General features: G+C 63.3%; 11 protein-coding genes. 8 read left to right on the plus strand and 3 right to left on the minus strand.

Features of this window, described 5'->3' with window-relative positions:
* Window positions 1–18: 18 nt before the first annotated feature.
* The 8 genes from JQ632_RS10320 (at window position 19) to JQ632_RS10355 (ending at window position 12,234) form a co-directional block, all read left to right on the plus strand.
* Entirely contained in the window at window positions 19–720 is a 702-nt protein-coding gene (locus JQ632_RS10320; RefSeq protein ID WP_212402198.1) for a TetR/AcrR family transcriptional regulator, read from the plus strand.
* Between the two features lies 1 nt (window position 721).
* Window positions 722–1,912, plus strand: a complete 1,191-nt coding sequence (locus JQ632_RS10325) for an efflux RND transporter periplasmic adaptor subunit (protein WP_212402199.1) — start codon at window positions 722–724, stop codon at window positions 1,910–1,912.
* A gap of 73 nt (window positions 1,913–1,985) precedes the next feature.
* Window positions 1,986–5,081 (plus strand): MexW/MexI family multidrug efflux RND transporter permease subunit, encoded by a 3,096-nt coding sequence (locus JQ632_RS10330; protein ID WP_212402268.1) that lies wholly within the window; start codon window positions 1,986–1,988, stop codon window positions 5,079–5,081.
* A 168-nt stretch (window positions 5,082–5,249) separates the two neighbouring features.
* Entirely contained in the window at window positions 5,250–7,970 is a 2,721-nt protein-coding gene (locus tag JQ632_RS10335; protein WP_212402200.1) for an ATP-binding protein, read from the plus strand.
* The gene (locus tag JQ632_RS10340) at window positions 7,967–8,356 is read left to right on the plus strand and encodes a response regulator (protein WP_212402201.1); all 390 of its coding nucleotides are present in this window, start codon (window positions 7,967–7,969) and stop codon (window positions 8,354–8,356) included. The genes JQ632_RS10335 and JQ632_RS10340 overlap by 4 nt, the downstream gene beginning before the upstream one ends.
* Window positions 8,353–9,603, plus strand: a complete 1,251-nt coding sequence (locus tag JQ632_RS10345) for an adenylate/guanylate cyclase domain-containing protein (RefSeq protein WP_212402202.1) — start codon at window positions 8,353–8,355, stop codon at window positions 9,601–9,603. Before JQ632_RS10340 ends, JQ632_RS10345 begins: the two co-directional genes overlap by 4 nt.
* A 10-nt stretch (window positions 9,604–9,613) precedes the next feature.
* Window positions 9,614–10,357: a hypothetical protein gene (locus JQ632_RS10350; RefSeq protein WP_212402203.1), complete on the plus strand. Its 744-nt coding sequence runs from the start codon at window positions 9,614–9,616 to the stop codon at window positions 10,355–10,357.
* A 131-nt stretch (window positions 10,358–10,488) separates the two neighbouring features.
* Window positions 10,489–12,234 carry an adenylate/guanylate cyclase domain-containing protein gene (locus tag JQ632_RS10355; RefSeq protein WP_312015591.1) on the plus strand — a complete coding sequence of 582 codons (1,746 nt, stop codon included), beginning with the start codon at window positions 10,489–10,491 and terminating at the stop codon, window positions 12,232–12,234.
* Window positions 12,235–12,446: 212 nt separating this feature from the next.
* Here JQ632_RS10355 and JQ632_RS10360 read toward each other — a convergent pair whose 3' ends face one another.
* From JQ632_RS10360 to JQ632_RS10370, 3 genes are read right to left on the minus strand one after another with little or no spacing between them, the layout of a single operon-like run.
* Window positions 12,447–13,334 carry an ABC transporter permease gene (locus JQ632_RS10360; RefSeq protein ID WP_212402204.1) on the minus strand — a complete coding sequence of 296 codons (888 nt, stop codon included), beginning with the start codon at window positions 13,332–13,334 and terminating at the stop codon, window positions 12,447–12,449.
* Between the two features lie 3 nt (window positions 13,335–13,337).
* Window positions 13,338–14,279, minus strand: coding sequence for an ABC transporter permease (locus JQ632_RS10365; protein WP_212402205.1), 942 nt, complete (start codon window positions 14,277–14,279; stop codon window positions 13,338–13,340).
* Between the two features lie 10 nt (window positions 14,280–14,289).
* The gene (locus JQ632_RS10370) at window positions 14,290–15,801 is read right to left on the minus strand and encodes an ABC transporter substrate-binding protein (RefSeq protein ID WP_212402206.1); all 1,512 of its coding nucleotides are present in this window, start codon (window positions 15,799–15,801) and stop codon (window positions 14,290–14,292) included.
* Window positions 15,802–15,814 lie beyond the last annotated feature (13 nt).

Genomic DNA, 15,814 nt, shown 5'->3' on the forward strand with positions numbered 1-15,814 from the left:
GAGTGCTTACTCACTAACATGAGCTCATTGCGTATGACGAGCGACCTGAGGAGGCAACTCATCCTCGGTGCCGCGAAACGTTGCTTTGCACGGCATGGTTATACCGGCACCACGACCAAGAGCGTGGCGGCCGCGGCTGCCATTTCCGAGGCGCTGCTGTTCAAGCATTTCCCCTCCAAGGCCGCGCTCTATGCCGATATCCTCTCCGAGGAGTGCGAGGCCGATCCGGCGCTCACCGACCTGCTCGAGCGCGAGCCCTCGACGGCCACGCTGGTCGAACTGATCCGCGGCATGGTCGAGCACTTCGTGCAGATCGCCGACGGGCCGGACCAGGAGGAGGCGCAGCGCCTGCGTCTGATGGTCACCAGCCATCTGGACGATGGCGAATTCGCGCGGCTGCTGTACGCCAAGATCGAGAAGTTGATCGGGGCGGTCTTCGTCGCCTCGCTGGAGCGCGCGGTCGCAGCCGGTGACGCGGCGCCTCACGCAAGCGATCCGCTCAATCTGTTCTGGTTCGCGCATCACGCCGTGATGACGGCCGCGCTGACCAGATTGCCGGCCACGCCGTGTCTCTCCTACGGCACGACGAACGATCTCGAACGTCAGCTCTGTGAGTTTCTCCTGAGAGGTATCGGACTTAACGACGCCGCAATTGCTTCGCATCTGGACCGCGCATTGGCGCCAGGTGCCGGCAACACGGCGATTGCAGAAAGTGCATGACATGAACATCGTGGCAGAACACAAAATATCGGGCGAACCGATCGACAAGGCGCCGCCGCGCCCGGTCAAGCCGGTGCGCTGGTTCATCATCATCGGCGCGCTGCTTGCCGCGCTGGTCGGAGGGCTGGTCTGGTTCAATTCCTTCCGCGGCCAGATGATCAAGCAGTTCTTCGCCAACAACAAGCCGCCGCCGGTGGCGGTCAGCGCTGCCGAGGCGAAGTCCGAGGTTGTGCCGAACCTGTTGACCGCGGTCGGCGAACTCGCCGCCGTCCACCAGGTCAACGTCACCGCCGACGTCAACGGCCGCGTCACCGAGATCAAGTTCGAGCCGGGCGCGCATGTCAGCGCGGGCATGCCGCTGGTGCAGTTGTTCGATGCGCCGGAGCAGGGCGACCTTGCCAACTTCAAGGCGCAGTCGACCGTCGCCGCGCTCTCGCTCGAGCGCGCCAAGCAACTCGCCTCGCGCCAGTTCGGCCCGCAGGCGACCGTCGACCAGGCCCAGGCGGCTTATGACCAGGCGCAGGCCGGCATCGCCAAGACCGAGGCCCTGATCTCGCAGAAGCTGGTGCGCGCTCCGTTCGAGGGTGATCTCGGCGTCCGCAAGGTCGAGGTCGGCCAGTATCTCACCGCGGGCACGGCGATCGTGTCTCTCACCGATCTCTCGGAGCTGTGGGCCAACTTCACCGTGACGGAAAAGGACTCTGGCAATCTCAAGGTCGGACAGACCGTCCGTCTGAAGGTCGACGCCTATCCGGGCCGCGTCTTCGAGGGCAAGATCACCACGATCGAGCCGCAGATCGCGAGCGACACGCGTAACATCCGTGTCCAGGCCACGATCGCCAATCCGGAGAAGATCCTGAAGCCCGGCATGTTCGTGACCACCACGGTCGTGCTGCCGGAGAAGCCGCCGGTCATCACCGTTCCGGAGACGTCCGTCGACTACACGCTGTACGGCGACTCGGTGTTCCTGATCACCGAGAAGAAGGAAGAGGACGGCAAGACCACCTTGAGTGCCGTGCGCACCTTCGTGCAGACCGGCAACCGGGTCGATGGACGCGCCGAAATTCTTAAGGGTCTGAAGCCGGGCGACAAGGTCGTCGCCGTCGGCCAGCTCAAGCTGCAATCGGGCTCGGCCGTGTCGATTTCGACCGATCCGGCTCCGCCCATCCCGGCGCAGCCGCCGCGCTACTGACAACATCTCTCGCGCGCATGATCCGGCACGGCCGGGTCATGCCGTGCAAGTCAACGGATTCGAGATCGCCGCGATGGCCTTTACCGATATCTTCATCAAACGCCCGGTCCTTTCGGTCGTCGTCAGCCTGCTGATCCTGCTGATCGGCCTGCGCGCCGCGATGGTGCTGCCGATCCGGCAATATCCAAAGCTGTCGAACACGGTCATCAACATCACGACCGTCTATCCCGGCGCGTCCGCGGACCTGATCCAGGGCTTCATCACCACGCCGATCGAGCAGGCGGTCGCCTCTGCCGAAGGCGTCGACTACATCACCTCGTCGTCGGTGCAGGGCACGTCGACGATCCAGGTCTACATCAAGCTGAACTTCGATCCGAACCAGGCGCTCACCGAGGTGCTCGCCAAGACCAACTCAGTCAAATATCTGATCCCGAAGGAATCGAACGATCCGATCGTCACCAAGACGACGGGCCAGACCACGGCCGTGATGTATCTCGGCTTCTCCTCGGAGGAATTGTCGGGCTCGGCGATCTCGGACTATCTGACGCGTGTGGTGCAGCCTGTGCTGTCGACCGTCGACGGCGTCGCCTCGGCCGACATTCTGGGCGGCCAGACCTTTGCGATGCGGCTGTGGCTCGATCCCGTGAAGATGGCGGGCCGCAACGTGTCGCCGGGCGACGTCGCGGCCGCCATCACCGCCAACAACTTCCAGTCGGCGGCGGGCCAGACCAAGGGCTACCTGATCGTCTCCAACATCTCGACCAACACGGGTCTGACCGACGTCAATCAGTTCAAGAAGATGATCGTCAAGGCCAAGGATGGCGGCTTCGTGCGGATGGAAGACATCGCAACCGTCGAGCTGGCCGCGCAAAGCACCGACGCCAGCGTCGCCTTCAACGGCGAGCATGCGATCTTCATCGGCGTGCAGGCGACCCCGCAGGGCAACCCGCTGACGCTGGTCAAGGGCGTGCGCGCGCTGTTCCCCGAGCTCGAACGAAATCTGCCGCCGTCGATGAAGATGAAGGTCGCCTACGATTCGACCAAGTTCATCCAGTCCTCGATCGACGAGGTGGAGAAGACGCTCGGCGAAGCCGTGATCATCGTCATCGTGGTGATCTTCCTGTTCCTGGCCTCGTTCCGCTCGGTCATCATCCCGGTCGTCACCATTCCGCTGTCGATGATCGGCGTTTGCACGCTGATGCTGGCCCTCGGCTTCAGCTTCAACCTGTTGACGCTGCTCGCGATGGTGCTCGCGATCGGACTGGTCGTCGACGACGCCATCGTGGTGGTGGAGAACATCCACCGCCATCTCGAGGAGGGCAAGACACCGGTCCAATCGGCGCTGGAAGGCGCGCGCGAAATCGTCGGCCCCGTCGTCTCGATGACCATCACGCTCGCCGCCGTGTATGCGCCGATCGGCTTCCTCGGCGGCCTGACCGGCTCGCTGTTCCGCGAATTCGCCTTCACGCTCGCGGGCTCCGTGATCGTGTCGGGCGTGATCGCGCTGACGCTGTCGCCGATGATGTGCTCGGTGCTCTTGAAGAACACGGAAGAGGGGCGCTTCGCAAAACTCGTGAACCGGGTGTTCGGCGCGATGACGCGCTGGTACGGCCGCAGGCTCGACCGCTCGCTCGACTACAAGGCCATCACCGGACTGTTCGCGGTGACGATCCTCGGGCTCGTCGCCTTCCTCTACATGAATACGTCGAAGGAGCTCGCGCCGGAAGAAGACCAGGGCATCGTGTTCTCGGTGACCAAGGCGCCGAAATACGCCAACATCGACTATCTCGACTTCTACGGCGAGAAGCTCGACCAGAAGTTCGCGAGTTTCCCGGAGACCGATCTTCGCTTCGTCCTCAACGGCATCAACGGACCGCAGGGCGGCATCGCCGGCATGCTGCTCAAGCCGTGGGAGGAGCGCAAGCGCTCCTCGATCCAGTTGAAGCCGCTTGTGCAGGCCGAGCTCAGCAAGATCGAGGGCGTGCAGGCGTTTGCCTTCAACTTGCCGCCGCTTCCCGGCGGTCCCGGCGGCCTGCCGGTGCAGATGGTGATCAACTCGACCGCCGGCTTCCAGGCCGTCTATGAGCAGATGGAGAAGATCAAGGCTGCCGCGCGCAAGAGCGGCCTCTTCATCGTCTCCGACAGCGATCTTGCCTTCAACCAGCCGATGGTGACCGTGAACGTCGACCGCGCCAAGGCGCAGGATCTCGGTATCAACATGCAGAACATCGGTGCCGCGCTCGCGGTCCTGGGCGGCGGCAATTACATCAACCGCTTCAACCTGGAGGGACGTTCGTATCAAGTCATCCCTCAGGTGCCGCGCGCTAAGCGGCTGTCGCCGGAGGCGCTTGGTAGCTACTATGTGGCGACCAACACCGGCCAGCAACTGCCGCTGTCGACGGTGGTGTCGATTACGACTTCGACCGCTCCGAATTCGCTGACGCATTACAACCAGCTCAACTCCGCAACCTTCTCGGCGGTGCCGATGCCCGGCGTCACCGTCGGTGCGGCGGTCGACTTCCTCGAAAGCGAGGCCAAGAAGCTGCCGCAGGGCTTCAGCCACGACTATCTCGCTGACTCCCGGCAGTACGTGCAGGAAGGCAACCAGCTCGCGATCACCTTCGGTTTCGCGCTGATCATCATCTTCCTCGTGCTGGCGGCGCAGTTCGAGAGCCTGCGCGACCCGCTGGTGATCATGATCTCGGTGCCGATGGCGATCGTCGGTGCGCTGATCCCGCTGTTCTTCGGTGTTGCCACCATGAACATCTACACCCAGGTCGGCCTCCTGACCCTGGTCGGCCTGATCACCAAGCACGGCATCCTGATGGTGGAGTTCGCCAACGAGCTCCAGGTCAACGAGCGGCTGGATCGCCGTTCGGCGATCGAAATGTCGGCGCGCATTCGCCTCCGGCCGATCCTGATGACGACGGCCGCGATGGTCACTGGCCTGATCCCGCTGTTGACCGCGACCGGCGCCGGTGCGGCCAGCCGCTTCTCGATCGGGCTCGTGGTCGTGGCCGGCATGTCGATCGGCACGCTGTTCACGCTGTTCGTGCTTCCGGCGGTCTACGTCGTGCTCGCGACCGATCACCGGGCCAAGCTGGACTCCGAGCGAAACAAGCAGATCGACGCCGTGGACATCGGAGCCAAGGCGCTGCGGCCGACCTGACGGCGACAGCCAGCCGAATATGTGGGGCGGCAACGGTTAATTCCCGTTGCCGCCCTTCTTCATGTTGGGGTCATCGAGACCGCGATTCCGCGCTGCGACAGCCTTCAAGTCGTTCTTTTCGTCCCCCTGCAAGAGACAAGCTCCGGCCTTCTTGCTAGATTCGGGGGGATGAGCATGTCCCTTCACCCCGACACGCCCCAGGCCGGGGCGCTGCCCGAGGCAGCGCCGGGCGGCGCTGCACCCGGGGTTGGGGCCGGGCCGCGGATCCGCACCCGCCTGTTCACCAAATATGTCGCCCTGTTCGTGGCCGTGGTGGCGGTGGCGCTGCTCGCCAACGGCATCTTCGAGGTCTTCTTTTACTACCGCGAGCACAAGGCCTCGCTGATCCGGATCCAGCACGAGCAGGCCGAGGCCGCCGCCGCCAAGATCGGCCAGTTCGTCAAGGAGATCGAGAGTCAGCTCGGCTGGACCACGCAGCTCCCCTGGTCGCCAGGCTCGATCGAGCAACGCCGTTTCGACGCGCTGAGGCTGTTGCGCCAGGTGCCGGCGGTCACGGAGCTCGCCCAGGTCGATTCGACCGGGAAGGAGCGGCTGCGTGTCTCGCGGCTCGCCATGGACGCCATCGACAGCGGCGTGGACTTCTCGAAGGATCCGAAATTCACCGAGGCTGTCGCCCACAAGGTCTATTACGGCCCGGTCTATTTCCGGCGGGAGTCCGAGCCCTACATGACGCTGTCGCTGGCCGGCACGCGCAAGGACGCCGGCGTCAGCATTGCGGAAGTGAACCTCAAGCTGATCTGGGACGTCGTCTCCCAGATCAAGGTCGGCGAGCACGGCCATGCCTATGTGGTGGGGCCGGAGGGGCGCCTGATCGCGCATCCCGACATCAGCCTGGTGCTGCGTAACACCGACATGTCCAGGCTTCCGCAGGTGCAGGCGGCGCTGGGTGTGATGGCCCAGATTCAGGCTGCGCAGGCCGCCCAAGTCGAGGAGGCGGCTCGGGTCGCCGAAGCGCAGGCCGGTCGGTCAGCACCGCCTCCCCCCCGGGTGCTTCCACCGGTGCCGGCCTGGACGGCGAATTCCGGTCCCGATGCCCTGCAAGGTACGCTGAATATCATGGGGCATGAGGTGCTGACCGCATCGGCGCCGATCATGCCACTGGGCTGGATCATGTTTGTCGAATTGCCGGCAAAGGAAGCCTTTGAGCCGCTCTATGCGGCGCTCCAGCGCCTCGCCATTGTGCTGCTTGCGGCGTCGCTGTTTGCAGTGTTGGCGGGAATTTTGCTGGCGCGGCGCATGGTCGGCCCGATCCAGGCGCTGCGCACCGGGGCCGAGCGCATCGGCGGCGGCGACTTCTCCCAGCGCATCTCGATCAAGACGGGCGACGAGCTGGAAGGGCTCGCCAACCAGTTCAACGACATGGGTGCGCGACTGCAGGAATCCTATGCCGACCTTGAGAACAAGGTCGAGCGGCGCACGGGGGAATTGCGCGAGTCGCTGCAACAGCAGACGGCGACATCGGAGGTGCTGCAGGTCATCAGCTCTTCCCCAGGCGAGCTGGAACCCGTTTTTCAGAAAATACTGGAGAACGCGATCCGCGTCTGCGGCGCGAGCTTCGGCGTGATGAATTTGTGGGATGGAGAGCGATACAATACCGTTGCCGACTACAACTTGCCGACGGCATTCAAGGACGCAAGACAGGGTCAGGGCATTCTTCCTCATCCGCAGAGCGGGCTTGCCGCGGTCGCAAGGACGCACCAGGTTGTCCAGATACTCGACGTGCGTGAGGGCGTCGCTTATCTCGCCGGAGAGCAGGCGGCCGTTCAGCTCGCCGAGATCGGTGGTGCGCGCACCGTGCTTATCGTACCTCTGCTGCGAGAAGGCGACTTGGTCGGCGTGATCACAATTTTCCGGCAAGAGGTGAAGCCTTTCACAGACAAGCAGACGGAACTGGTTACCAACTTTGCCAGCCAGGCTGTGATCGCCATTGAGAACGCTCGCTTGTTGAACGAATTGCGCAAACGTACGACTGAACTCTCGCAGTCCATCGACGATCTGCGCACCGCGCAGGACCGCCTGATCCAGACCGAGAAGCTGGCCTCGCTCGGCCAGCTCACCGCCGGCATCGCCCACGAGATCAAGAACCCGCTCAACTTCGTTAACAATTTCTCCTCGGTTTCGACCGAGCTGATCGACGAACTCCACGAGGTGCTGGAAGCGGCAAAGCTCGACGACAAGACCAAGGAAGAGATCGACGAGCTAACCCACATGCTCAAGGGCAACCTCGAGAAGGTCGTGCAGCACGGCAAGCGCGCCGACTCCATCGTCAAGAACATGCTGCTGCATTCGCGCGAAGGCTCGGGCGAACACCGCGAAGCTGATATCAACGCGATCGTCGAGGAAAGCCTCAATCTCGCCTATCACGGCGCCCGCGCCGAAAAATCCGGCTTCAACATCACGCTCAAGCGCGATCTCGACCCGGCGGCGGGCATGCTCGACATCTATCCGCAGGAGATCACCCGCGTCTTCCTCAATCTGATCTCGAACGGTTTCTATGCCGCGACCAAGCGCAAGGGGAGCGAGGCTGACGGCTTTGAGCCGACCCTGAGCGCGACGACGAAGAACCTCGGTGACAAGGTCGAGATCAGGATTCGCGATAACGGCACGGGCATCCCGCCCGAGGTGAAGGAGAAGATGTTCAATCCGTTCTTCACCACCAAGCCGGCAGGCGAGGGGACCGGCCTCGGCCTCTCCATGAGCCACGACATCGTGGTGAAACAGCACGGCGGTACGATCGACGTGACGACCGAGCCGGGTGCGTTCACCGAATTCATCATTACGCTGCCGCGCACGCTGGCGGCACAAGCTGATACCGGAGGCAGGAATTGAACGTCTACATCCTTGTCGTCGACGACGAGCCGGACGTTGAAGCGCTGTTCCGTCAGCAGTTTCGGCGGGACCTGCGTTCGGGTCGATTCCAGATGGAGTTCGCGCCCTCCGCCCCAGTGGCGATCGAGCGCGCGACTGATGTCCGCGACCCGGCGCTGGTCCTGATTCTCTCCGATATCAACATGCCCGGCATGAGCGGGCTCGAGATGCTGCCAAAGGTGCGCGCCGAGCGGCCGGACGTTCCCGTCATCATGATCACCGCCTATGGCGACGCCGAGACGCGCAAGAAGGCGATCGAGCGCGGCGCCGACGGGCTCCTCACCAAGCCGATCGACTTTGCGTTGCTGCGGCAGGAGATCGACTCGAGGCTCGGGCAAGCCGCATGACCGCGACCATCCTTGTCGTCGATGACGAGCCGGATCTGGAGACGCTGGTCCTCCAGAAATTCCGCAGGCAGATTCGCGACGGCGCCGTCAGCTTCATGTTCGCACATGACGGCGTCGAGGCGCTGGAATCGATCGCGCAGAATCCGGATGTCGACATGGTGGTCTCCGACATCAACATGCCTCGGATGGACGGGCTGTCCCTGCTCGCGAAGCTGCAGGAGGGCGAGGACAAGAAATCGACCATCATCGTTTCCGCCTATGGCGACATGAGCAACATCCGCACCGCCATGAACCGCGGCGCGTTCGATTTCCTCACCAAGCCGATCGACTTTGCCGACCTTGAGACCACGATCCAGAAGACCATCCGCCATGTCGAGATGCTGCGCGAGGCGCGGCGGCGCCAGGCCGAGGCGGAGCGCGCCCACGCCTCGCTGTCGCGCTACTTCTCGCCGGAGATCGCCAAGCGCCTCGCCTCGAACGGCGAGGGCGACGGCATGGAGGTGCAGTGGCGCGACGTGGCCACCATCTTCACCGACATCACCGGCTTCACGACGCTGGTGGAAAGCGTGGCGCCCGAAACGCTGGGTGAGTTGCTCAACGAATATGTCGGCGGCATGACCGAGATTGTGTTCGAGCACGAGGGCACCGTCGCCAAGATCATCGGCGATGCGATCCAGGTGCTGTTCAACGCGCCCGGCGATCAGCCGGACTTTGCGACGCGGGCGGTTGCCTGCGTTCACGATCTCGACGCCTGGGCCGAAGGCTTTCGCGAGCGCTGGAAGGCCAAGGGCGTGAACTTTGGCGCGACCCGGATCGGGGCGCATGCCGGCCCCGCGCTGGTCGGCAATTTCGGCGGTAACCGTTTCTTCGACTACACCGCCTATGGCGACACGGTGAATACGGCCGCACGGCTGGAGGCTGCCAACAAGCACCTAGGTACGCGCATCTGCGTTAGCGCCAGCGTCGCCAAGGGGGCGGAGAATTTTCAGGGCCGTCCCGTCGGCGATCTGGTCCTGCGCGGCCGCAGCGAGCCCTTGCGGGCCTTCGAACCGCTCAAGGTCGGAAAATTCGACGCGCTGGCGATGGCGCAATATTCAGAGGCCTTTGCCAAGCTGGAATCCGGTGACGTGTCGGCGATGCCGGCCTTTGCCGCGCTGGTCGGCATGCATGCCGACGACGCGCTGGCCGGCTTCCATCTGAAACGTTTGCTCAACGGCGCCAAGGGCGTCCGCATGCAACTGGAATAGGGAACTGGAGATGACGCGCGAGTTTTCGGCCGGTAACTATCGCTTCATCCCCTCGGTGTTCCAGTACTCGGCTGGCGCTTGCGCCGATCCCGGCTACGAGATCGAGCGCGTGCGCTTCGATCGCTGGCTGCCGCTCGCGGAGGGCTTTGTGCAGGCCGCAAGGTTCATCCGGGATGCAGGGCGGCCGCTGACGGCGTTTTGCGCCTGCGAGCTGCGCTCCCCTGCCGCCTTCACCGAAGAAGGTTTCCGCAATTTCAACCTGCACTACGTCAAGACGCTGTCGGAATGGGGCATCTTTGACGGCACCACCAATTCAGTGGCGCGCAGCAATGTTTGTCCCGAGATCGATCCGCCGAGCGAGCCGTCGTTCTACGCATTCTCCTTCACGCGGCCGTCGCGATCGACCACCCCGACCTTCGTGATCGCAGGCGGCGCCGAGGCGCGCGAGGGCGCCGGCAGCTATGTCGAGCGCACCGTGCGCTACCGCGACCTGAGCCCTGACGCGATCAAGGAAAAGGTACGCTTCACGACGTCGCAGATGGAAAACCGCATGGCGGCGTTCGGCTACGGCTGGAAGGACGCCACCGGCGTGCAGGCCTATTCGATCCGCGATTTCCATCATGCGCTCGCCGACGAACTGGTCCGCCGCGGCGCGCTGCGCTCCGGCCTGACCTGGCACTTTGCGCGGCCGCCGGTCGTCGATCTCGAATATGAAATGGATTGCCGGCGCGTGGTGCGGGAAGTGGTGATCTAGAGCGCCACGGGCTCGGGAAAACGCCACTTGCGGCAATCGGGCTCCTGCGATTGCCGCTCCCAACTGCGCAACAAAGTGCTAGGCTCCCCCTTGTCCCAGCGGCGTGTTTAGTCTGCCGTGCGGAGGGCGCTGTGACCGAGCAGCGGGTTCAAAGGCGACTTGCGGCGATCTTGGCCGCTGACGTGGTCGGCTACTCCGCGTTGATGCAACGCGCTGAGGAAGCTACCTATGCCGAGTTCGAGCGGCTCAAGCGAGAATTGATCGGACCTAGTCTGTCCCGCTACGAAGGCCGGCTTATCAAGACAACGGGTGATGGCGCGCTCGCCGAGTTCGCGAGTCCCTTAGCCGCCATGAGATGTGCGGTCGAAATCCAGGACTATCTCGCCTCTGGCGACAGCCCATTGAGGCTGCGCGTCGGGCTCAACCTTGGTGACATTATCGTTGGCCAGGACGGAGACCTCTATGGCGACGGGATCAACATTGCTGTCCGGTTGGAGGGGACCGCCGATCCGGGCGGCATCCTGATTTCCGAGAAGGTGTACAGCGAGGTCGAGGGTAAGCTGGATGTTGCTTTCGAGGACCGGGGTGAACAGCAGCTCAAGAACATCTCCAAGCCGGTCCGCGCCTTTGCTGTACGCGCGGGAGCGCATGGCGCGCTGATCGATAGGCTAAGTGCGGCCCCGCCGCTCCCGGACAAGCCCTCCATCGCGGTCCTGCCGTTTCAGAACATGTCCGGTGATCCCGAGCAGGAGTATTTTGCCGACGGGATGGTTGAAGAGATCACCACCGCGCTCTCGCGTTTCAAGTGGTTGTTCGTGATTGCTCGCAATTCGAGCTTTACGTTCAAAGGTCATGCCGTCGATGTAAAGGAAGTCGGACGCAGGCTCGGCGTGCGCTATGTCCTTGAGGGGTCTGTGCGCAAGGCGGCGGGGAAAGTTCGCATCACCGGGCAGTTGATCGATGCGGTTACTGGGGCGCACATTTGGGCAGAAAGGTTCGAGCGTGACCTGACGGACGTATTTGCTCTCCAGGACGAGGTGACAGTCGCCGTTGTCTCGGCCATTCAACCAAAATTGCTTCAAGCAGAAATTGGCCTGTCGGCGCGGCGGCGACCTGAGAACCTCACAGCCTATGATTTCTATCTGCGCGCCATGCAGCAGTATTACCTGATGACCCGCGAAGGGTTGGCCGAGGCGATCAGGCTGGCGCATCGCGCTTTGGAGCTTGACCCTCGGTTCGGGCTTGTCGCTGCTCTGGCAGGTCATTGTCACATGCGGAACGTCATTTGGGGTCATACGATCGATCCTCAATTCGACCGCAAGGAAGCGGTTCGGTTTCTTCGCTTGGCATTGAGTAGCGACGATGGCGATTCGGAAACGTTGGCATGGGTTTCCCTGATCTCGGCGTACATGGTCGGCGATTGTGAAAGCGAGATCGAAATGGCTGACCAGGCGGTCGCGCTCAACCCAAATTCATATCGCGCATGGCACTGCAGGGGCCAGGTCTGTAGAATTGCGGGGCTTCCGGAGGAGGCGATCCGGAGCTTTGAACGCGCCATCCGCCTGAGCCCGGTAGACCCGCGGCTACCCGTAACGTTTGTCGCGATGGGGATGGCCCTTGTTGAGCTTCGCCGCTTTGACGAGGCCATCGTCGCAGGGAATAGATGCCGACGTCAGAACGCCTCCTATTCGACAGCTTACCGTTGTCTCGCGTCCGCTTTCGCTCATCTCGGACGCGACGCCGAGGCGCGCGAGGCGGCGGCGCTCCTGCTTCAGCTCGATCCCGCCTTTACAATATCTACGTTGCTCGCCCGGGGCGGGTACTCAAACGCGAGGCTGTTGATCGAGGGGCTTCGGAAAGCGGGGTTGCCTGAGTAGCCGCTATCGCCTGTGCCGACGAGGTGATCGAAAGGGGCTCACACACGCTGCAATGATGGCATTATGCCCCCGATTTGCCCGACGTGTCAAGCGGATTTCGTAAAATCAGCAATCGATCGCGTCGGGAGGACCGGCTACTTTGCATGGGGTTGTTTTCGACATTTTTGTTGTCCGGCCCGGAAGCCCCTGGCCGGACCCAACCCGACCGCATCTTAGCGCTCGCGCGGGTCGAGCGCGTCGCGCAGGCCGTCGCCGAGCAGGTTGAGCGACAACACCACCAGGAAGATCGCAAGGCCCGGCCAGATCGCCATCCATGGTGCCTGGGTGAGGAAGCGCTGTGCGGCGTTGAGCATGCTGCCCCAAGACGGCGCCGGCGGTTGCTGGCCGAGGCCGAGGAACGACAGCGCGGCTTCGGCGATGATCGCGGCCGCGATCGACAGCGTTGCCTGAACCAGCAGCGCCGGCAAAATGTTCGGCAGGATGTGGGAGAACGCGATTCGCCAGGGCGGGTTTCCGAGCGCGCGCGCCGCCTCGACATAGTCCTCGGCCTTGACGCTCAAGACCTGACCGCGGGTGAGGCGGATGAAGATCGGCGTCGCCGAGATGCCGATCGCGATCATGGCGTTGCCGAGGCTGGGCCCCAGGAATGCCGCCAGCGCAATCGCCAGGATCAGGAACGGGCAGGCTAGCATCGCATCGGTGATCCGGCTGATCAGCGCGTCGATAAAACCACCGCGATAGCCGGCAAGCAGGCCGAGCGGCACGCCGATGCCGAGCGCGATCGCGACCGAAATGGCGCCGGCGAGCAGCGAGGCGCGCGCACCATAGATGACGCGGCTCAAAATGTCGCGGCCGAGTTCGTCGGTGCCGAACCAGTGCGCCGCCGTCGGGGCTTTTCGTACCAGGCTCCAGCTCGTCGCGATCGGCTCGTAAGGCACGATCAACGGCGCCAGCAGCGCAAGCAGGATGAAGGCCGTGAGCACCACGAGCCCCAGCACCGCGGCCTTGCGCTTGAACAGGCGGCGCCGCGCGCGGCGCGCCGGGCTCTCCAGCTCTTGGTTGTCGATGGCTGATGTGGCTGACAGCGCGGTATCGGTCATGACCTACCCCCGCAGCCGTGGATTGACGAGGATATAGGCGATGTCGGCGACCAGGTTGAGCGTGATGTAGATGGTGGCCGTGACCAGCACCACGCCCTGCACCACGGCATAGTCGCGGTTGAAGACGGCGTCCACGATCAGCTTGCCAAAACCGGGAATGGAAAAGATTTGCTCGGTCAGGACGGCGCCGGACAGCAGCGTTCCCAATTCCAGCGCGCCCAGCGTGATGACGGGCGTCAGCGCGTTGCGCATGGCGTGCTTGAGGATGACCGTGCGTTCCAAAAGGCCTTTTGCGCGGGCGGTGCGGACGTAATCGCTCTCGAGCACCTGCAGCATCGCGCTGCGGGTATGCCGCATCAGGATCGCGGCAATCGCATTGCCGAGCACGAAGGCGGGCATGATGGTGGCAGCGATGCTCGCGCGCCAGTTCTCGGTGGGCGGCACATAGCCGGACGCCGGCAGCCAGCCGAGCTCGATCGAGAACAGGAAGATCAGCATGATGCCGAGCCAGAAGTTCGGCGTCGAGATGCCCCATAGCGCAAAGAGGTTCGCGCCCCAGTCCCAGGCCGAGCCCTTCTTCACGGCGGAGACGATTCCGGCGGGAATGCCGATCAGGAAGGCGATCAGGATCGCCATGGAGGCAAGCTGCAGCGTCACCGGCAGTTTTTGTGCGATCAGGTCGCGCACCGCCATCTTGTTGCGCAGCGACTCCCCGAAATCGCCGGTCAGAACACCCTTGACCCAGTAGACGTACTGCACGGGGACCGGCTGATCGAGCCGGTATTGACGGCGGATCTGCTCGATCACCGCCGGGTCGCGTTCTTCGCCCGCCATCACCAGCGCCGGATCGCCCGGCAGCAATTGCTGGAGCGAAAAGATCAGCACCGACACGAAGAACAGCGTCGGCACGATCTGCGCAAGGCGGCGGGCGAGGAAGTTCAGCATCCGCGCGACGTCACTTCAGCTTCAGCCCGATGACGCGCACCAGCCCGTCCGGCATCTGCCTGTAGCCTTCGAGCTTCGTCGTATGCGCGATGATGATGCGGCGGTGGTAGAGATAGAGGATCGGTTCCTCTTCCTGGACCAGCTTCGTCAGCGTTTCGTAGATCGCCTTGCGCTTGGTGGGGTCGGTGACGAGCCGGGCCTCCTGGAGCGCCTTGTCGGCCTCCGCATTGTTCCACGCGCTATAGTTTTGCGGAGCATTGCTGTGCAGGAAGATAAACGAATTGCCGTCCGGATCGACGCGGCCGCTCCAGGCCAGCATATAGGCCTGAAAGTCGCCGGCCTCGGCCTGCTTCAATCCGGTCGCGAATTCGGTGACGCGGATCTTCATGTCGAATCCGGCCTCTGATGCCATCGACTGGATCACCTGCGCCGGCGTTTCAGTCTCGGCACCCTTCGACACCAGGAAGTCGACGCTGACCGGCGGCGTGACGCCGGCCTCCTTCAACAGCGCCTTGGCCTTCTCCACGTTGCGGGCGCGAACCGGGAAGGCTTTTTGATAGTAGGGATGATCAGGATTGATCCACTGATTGCCGGTCTGGAATTCGCCGTTGAACACGACCTGGTTTATCGCTTCCCGGTCGATTGCGAGATCGAGCGCCTGGCGGACTTTGGCAGACTGGCTCAGCGGACCCTTGGCCTTGTCCTTGCCGATGTTGAGCGTGACGCCCTGATAGCCGAGCTCGATGGCGGTCGCGACCTTGAGCCGCGAATCCGCGCGCACATCCTTGAGGTCGGTCGCCAGCACGCGCTCGATCAGGTCAAGCCCGCCGGATTTCAGGTTGGCGAGCCGCACGGTGGCATCGACGATCGGCTGAAACACGATGCGGTCGATGAAGACATTGTCCTTGTTCCAGTAGTCGGCGAACTTTTCGAACACGATGCGGTCCTGCTGCACCCGCTCGACGAATTTGTAGGGACCGGCGCAGACCGGACGCAGGCCGAACTTGTCGCCGGCTTCCTTCGCCGCCTTCGGCGACACCATCATGCCGGCGCGGTCGGTAAGCTGTGCGAGCAGCGGTGAGAACGGCGACTTCAGCACCAGCCTGATGGTGAGGGGATCGACCACCTCGACACGTTCGACGGAGGCGAGCTCGGGCTTGCGGAACGAACCCGACAAGGTGAGGTGTCGCTCGATCGAGAACTTTGCGGCTTCCGCGTCGAACGGCTCGCCGTCGTGGAATTTCACGCCAGGCCGGAGCTTGATGACGAGGGCCTTGCCGTCGTCGTCGGTCTCGCTCGACAGCGCGAGCTGCGGCACGATGTTGAGCTTCTCATCGATGTCGAACAGCTTGTCGCAGAACGCCGAGAACACGATGCGGCCGACATAGGTGCGCGCCATGGTCGGATCGAGGATGTCGGGGTCTTCCGCCAGCCCGATGCGGAGCGTGGTCTGGGCTTGGCTGGCTGCGCCGAGTGAGAGCAACAATGCGGCGGCCGTGGCGGCCAGGCGAAATGGTTTCATCGGACAATCCCCT

Source organism: Bradyrhizobium liaoningense (genome assembly GCF_018130955.1).
Classification (GTDB): Bacteria; Pseudomonadota; Alphaproteobacteria; order Rhizobiales; family Xanthobacteraceae; genus Bradyrhizobium; species Bradyrhizobium liaoningense_C.

What these genes read in the sequence shown, in the direction of transcription:
- JQ632_RS10365 (WP_212402205.1), bottom strand. Translation starts at nt 14,279, where the DNA reads ATGCTGAACTTCCTCGCCCGCCGCCTTGCGCAGATCGTGCCGACGCTG.
- JQ632_RS10330 (WP_212402268.1), top strand. Translation starts at nt 1,986, where the DNA reads ATGGCCTTTACCGATATCTTCATCAAACGCCCGGTCCTTTCGGTCGTC.
- JQ632_RS10360 (WP_212402204.1), bottom strand. Translation starts at nt 13,334, where the DNA reads ATGACCGATACCGCGCTGTCAGCCACATCAGCCATCGACAACCAAGAG.
- JQ632_RS10345 (WP_212402202.1), top strand. Translation starts at nt 8,353, where the DNA reads ATGACCGCGACCATCCTTGTCGTCGATGACGAGCCGGATCTGGAGACG.
- JQ632_RS10335 (WP_212402200.1), top strand. Translation starts at nt 5,250, where the DNA reads ATGAGCATGTCCCTTCACCCCGACACGCCCCAGGCCGGGGCGCTGCCC.
- JQ632_RS10320 (WP_212402198.1), top strand. Translation starts at nt 19, where the DNA reads ATGAGCTCATTGCGTATGACGAGCGACCTGAGGAGGCAACTCATCCTC.
- JQ632_RS10370 (WP_212402206.1), bottom strand. Translation starts at nt 15,801, where the DNA reads ATGAAACCATTTCGCCTGGCCGCCACGGCCGCCGCATTGTTGCTCTCA.
- JQ632_RS10325 (WP_212402199.1), top strand. Translation starts at nt 722, where the DNA reads ATGAACATCGTGGCAGAACACAAAATATCGGGCGAACCGATCGACAAG.
- JQ632_RS10350 (WP_212402203.1), top strand. Translation starts at nt 9,614, where the DNA reads ATGACGCGCGAGTTTTCGGCCGGTAACTATCGCTTCATCCCCTCGGTG.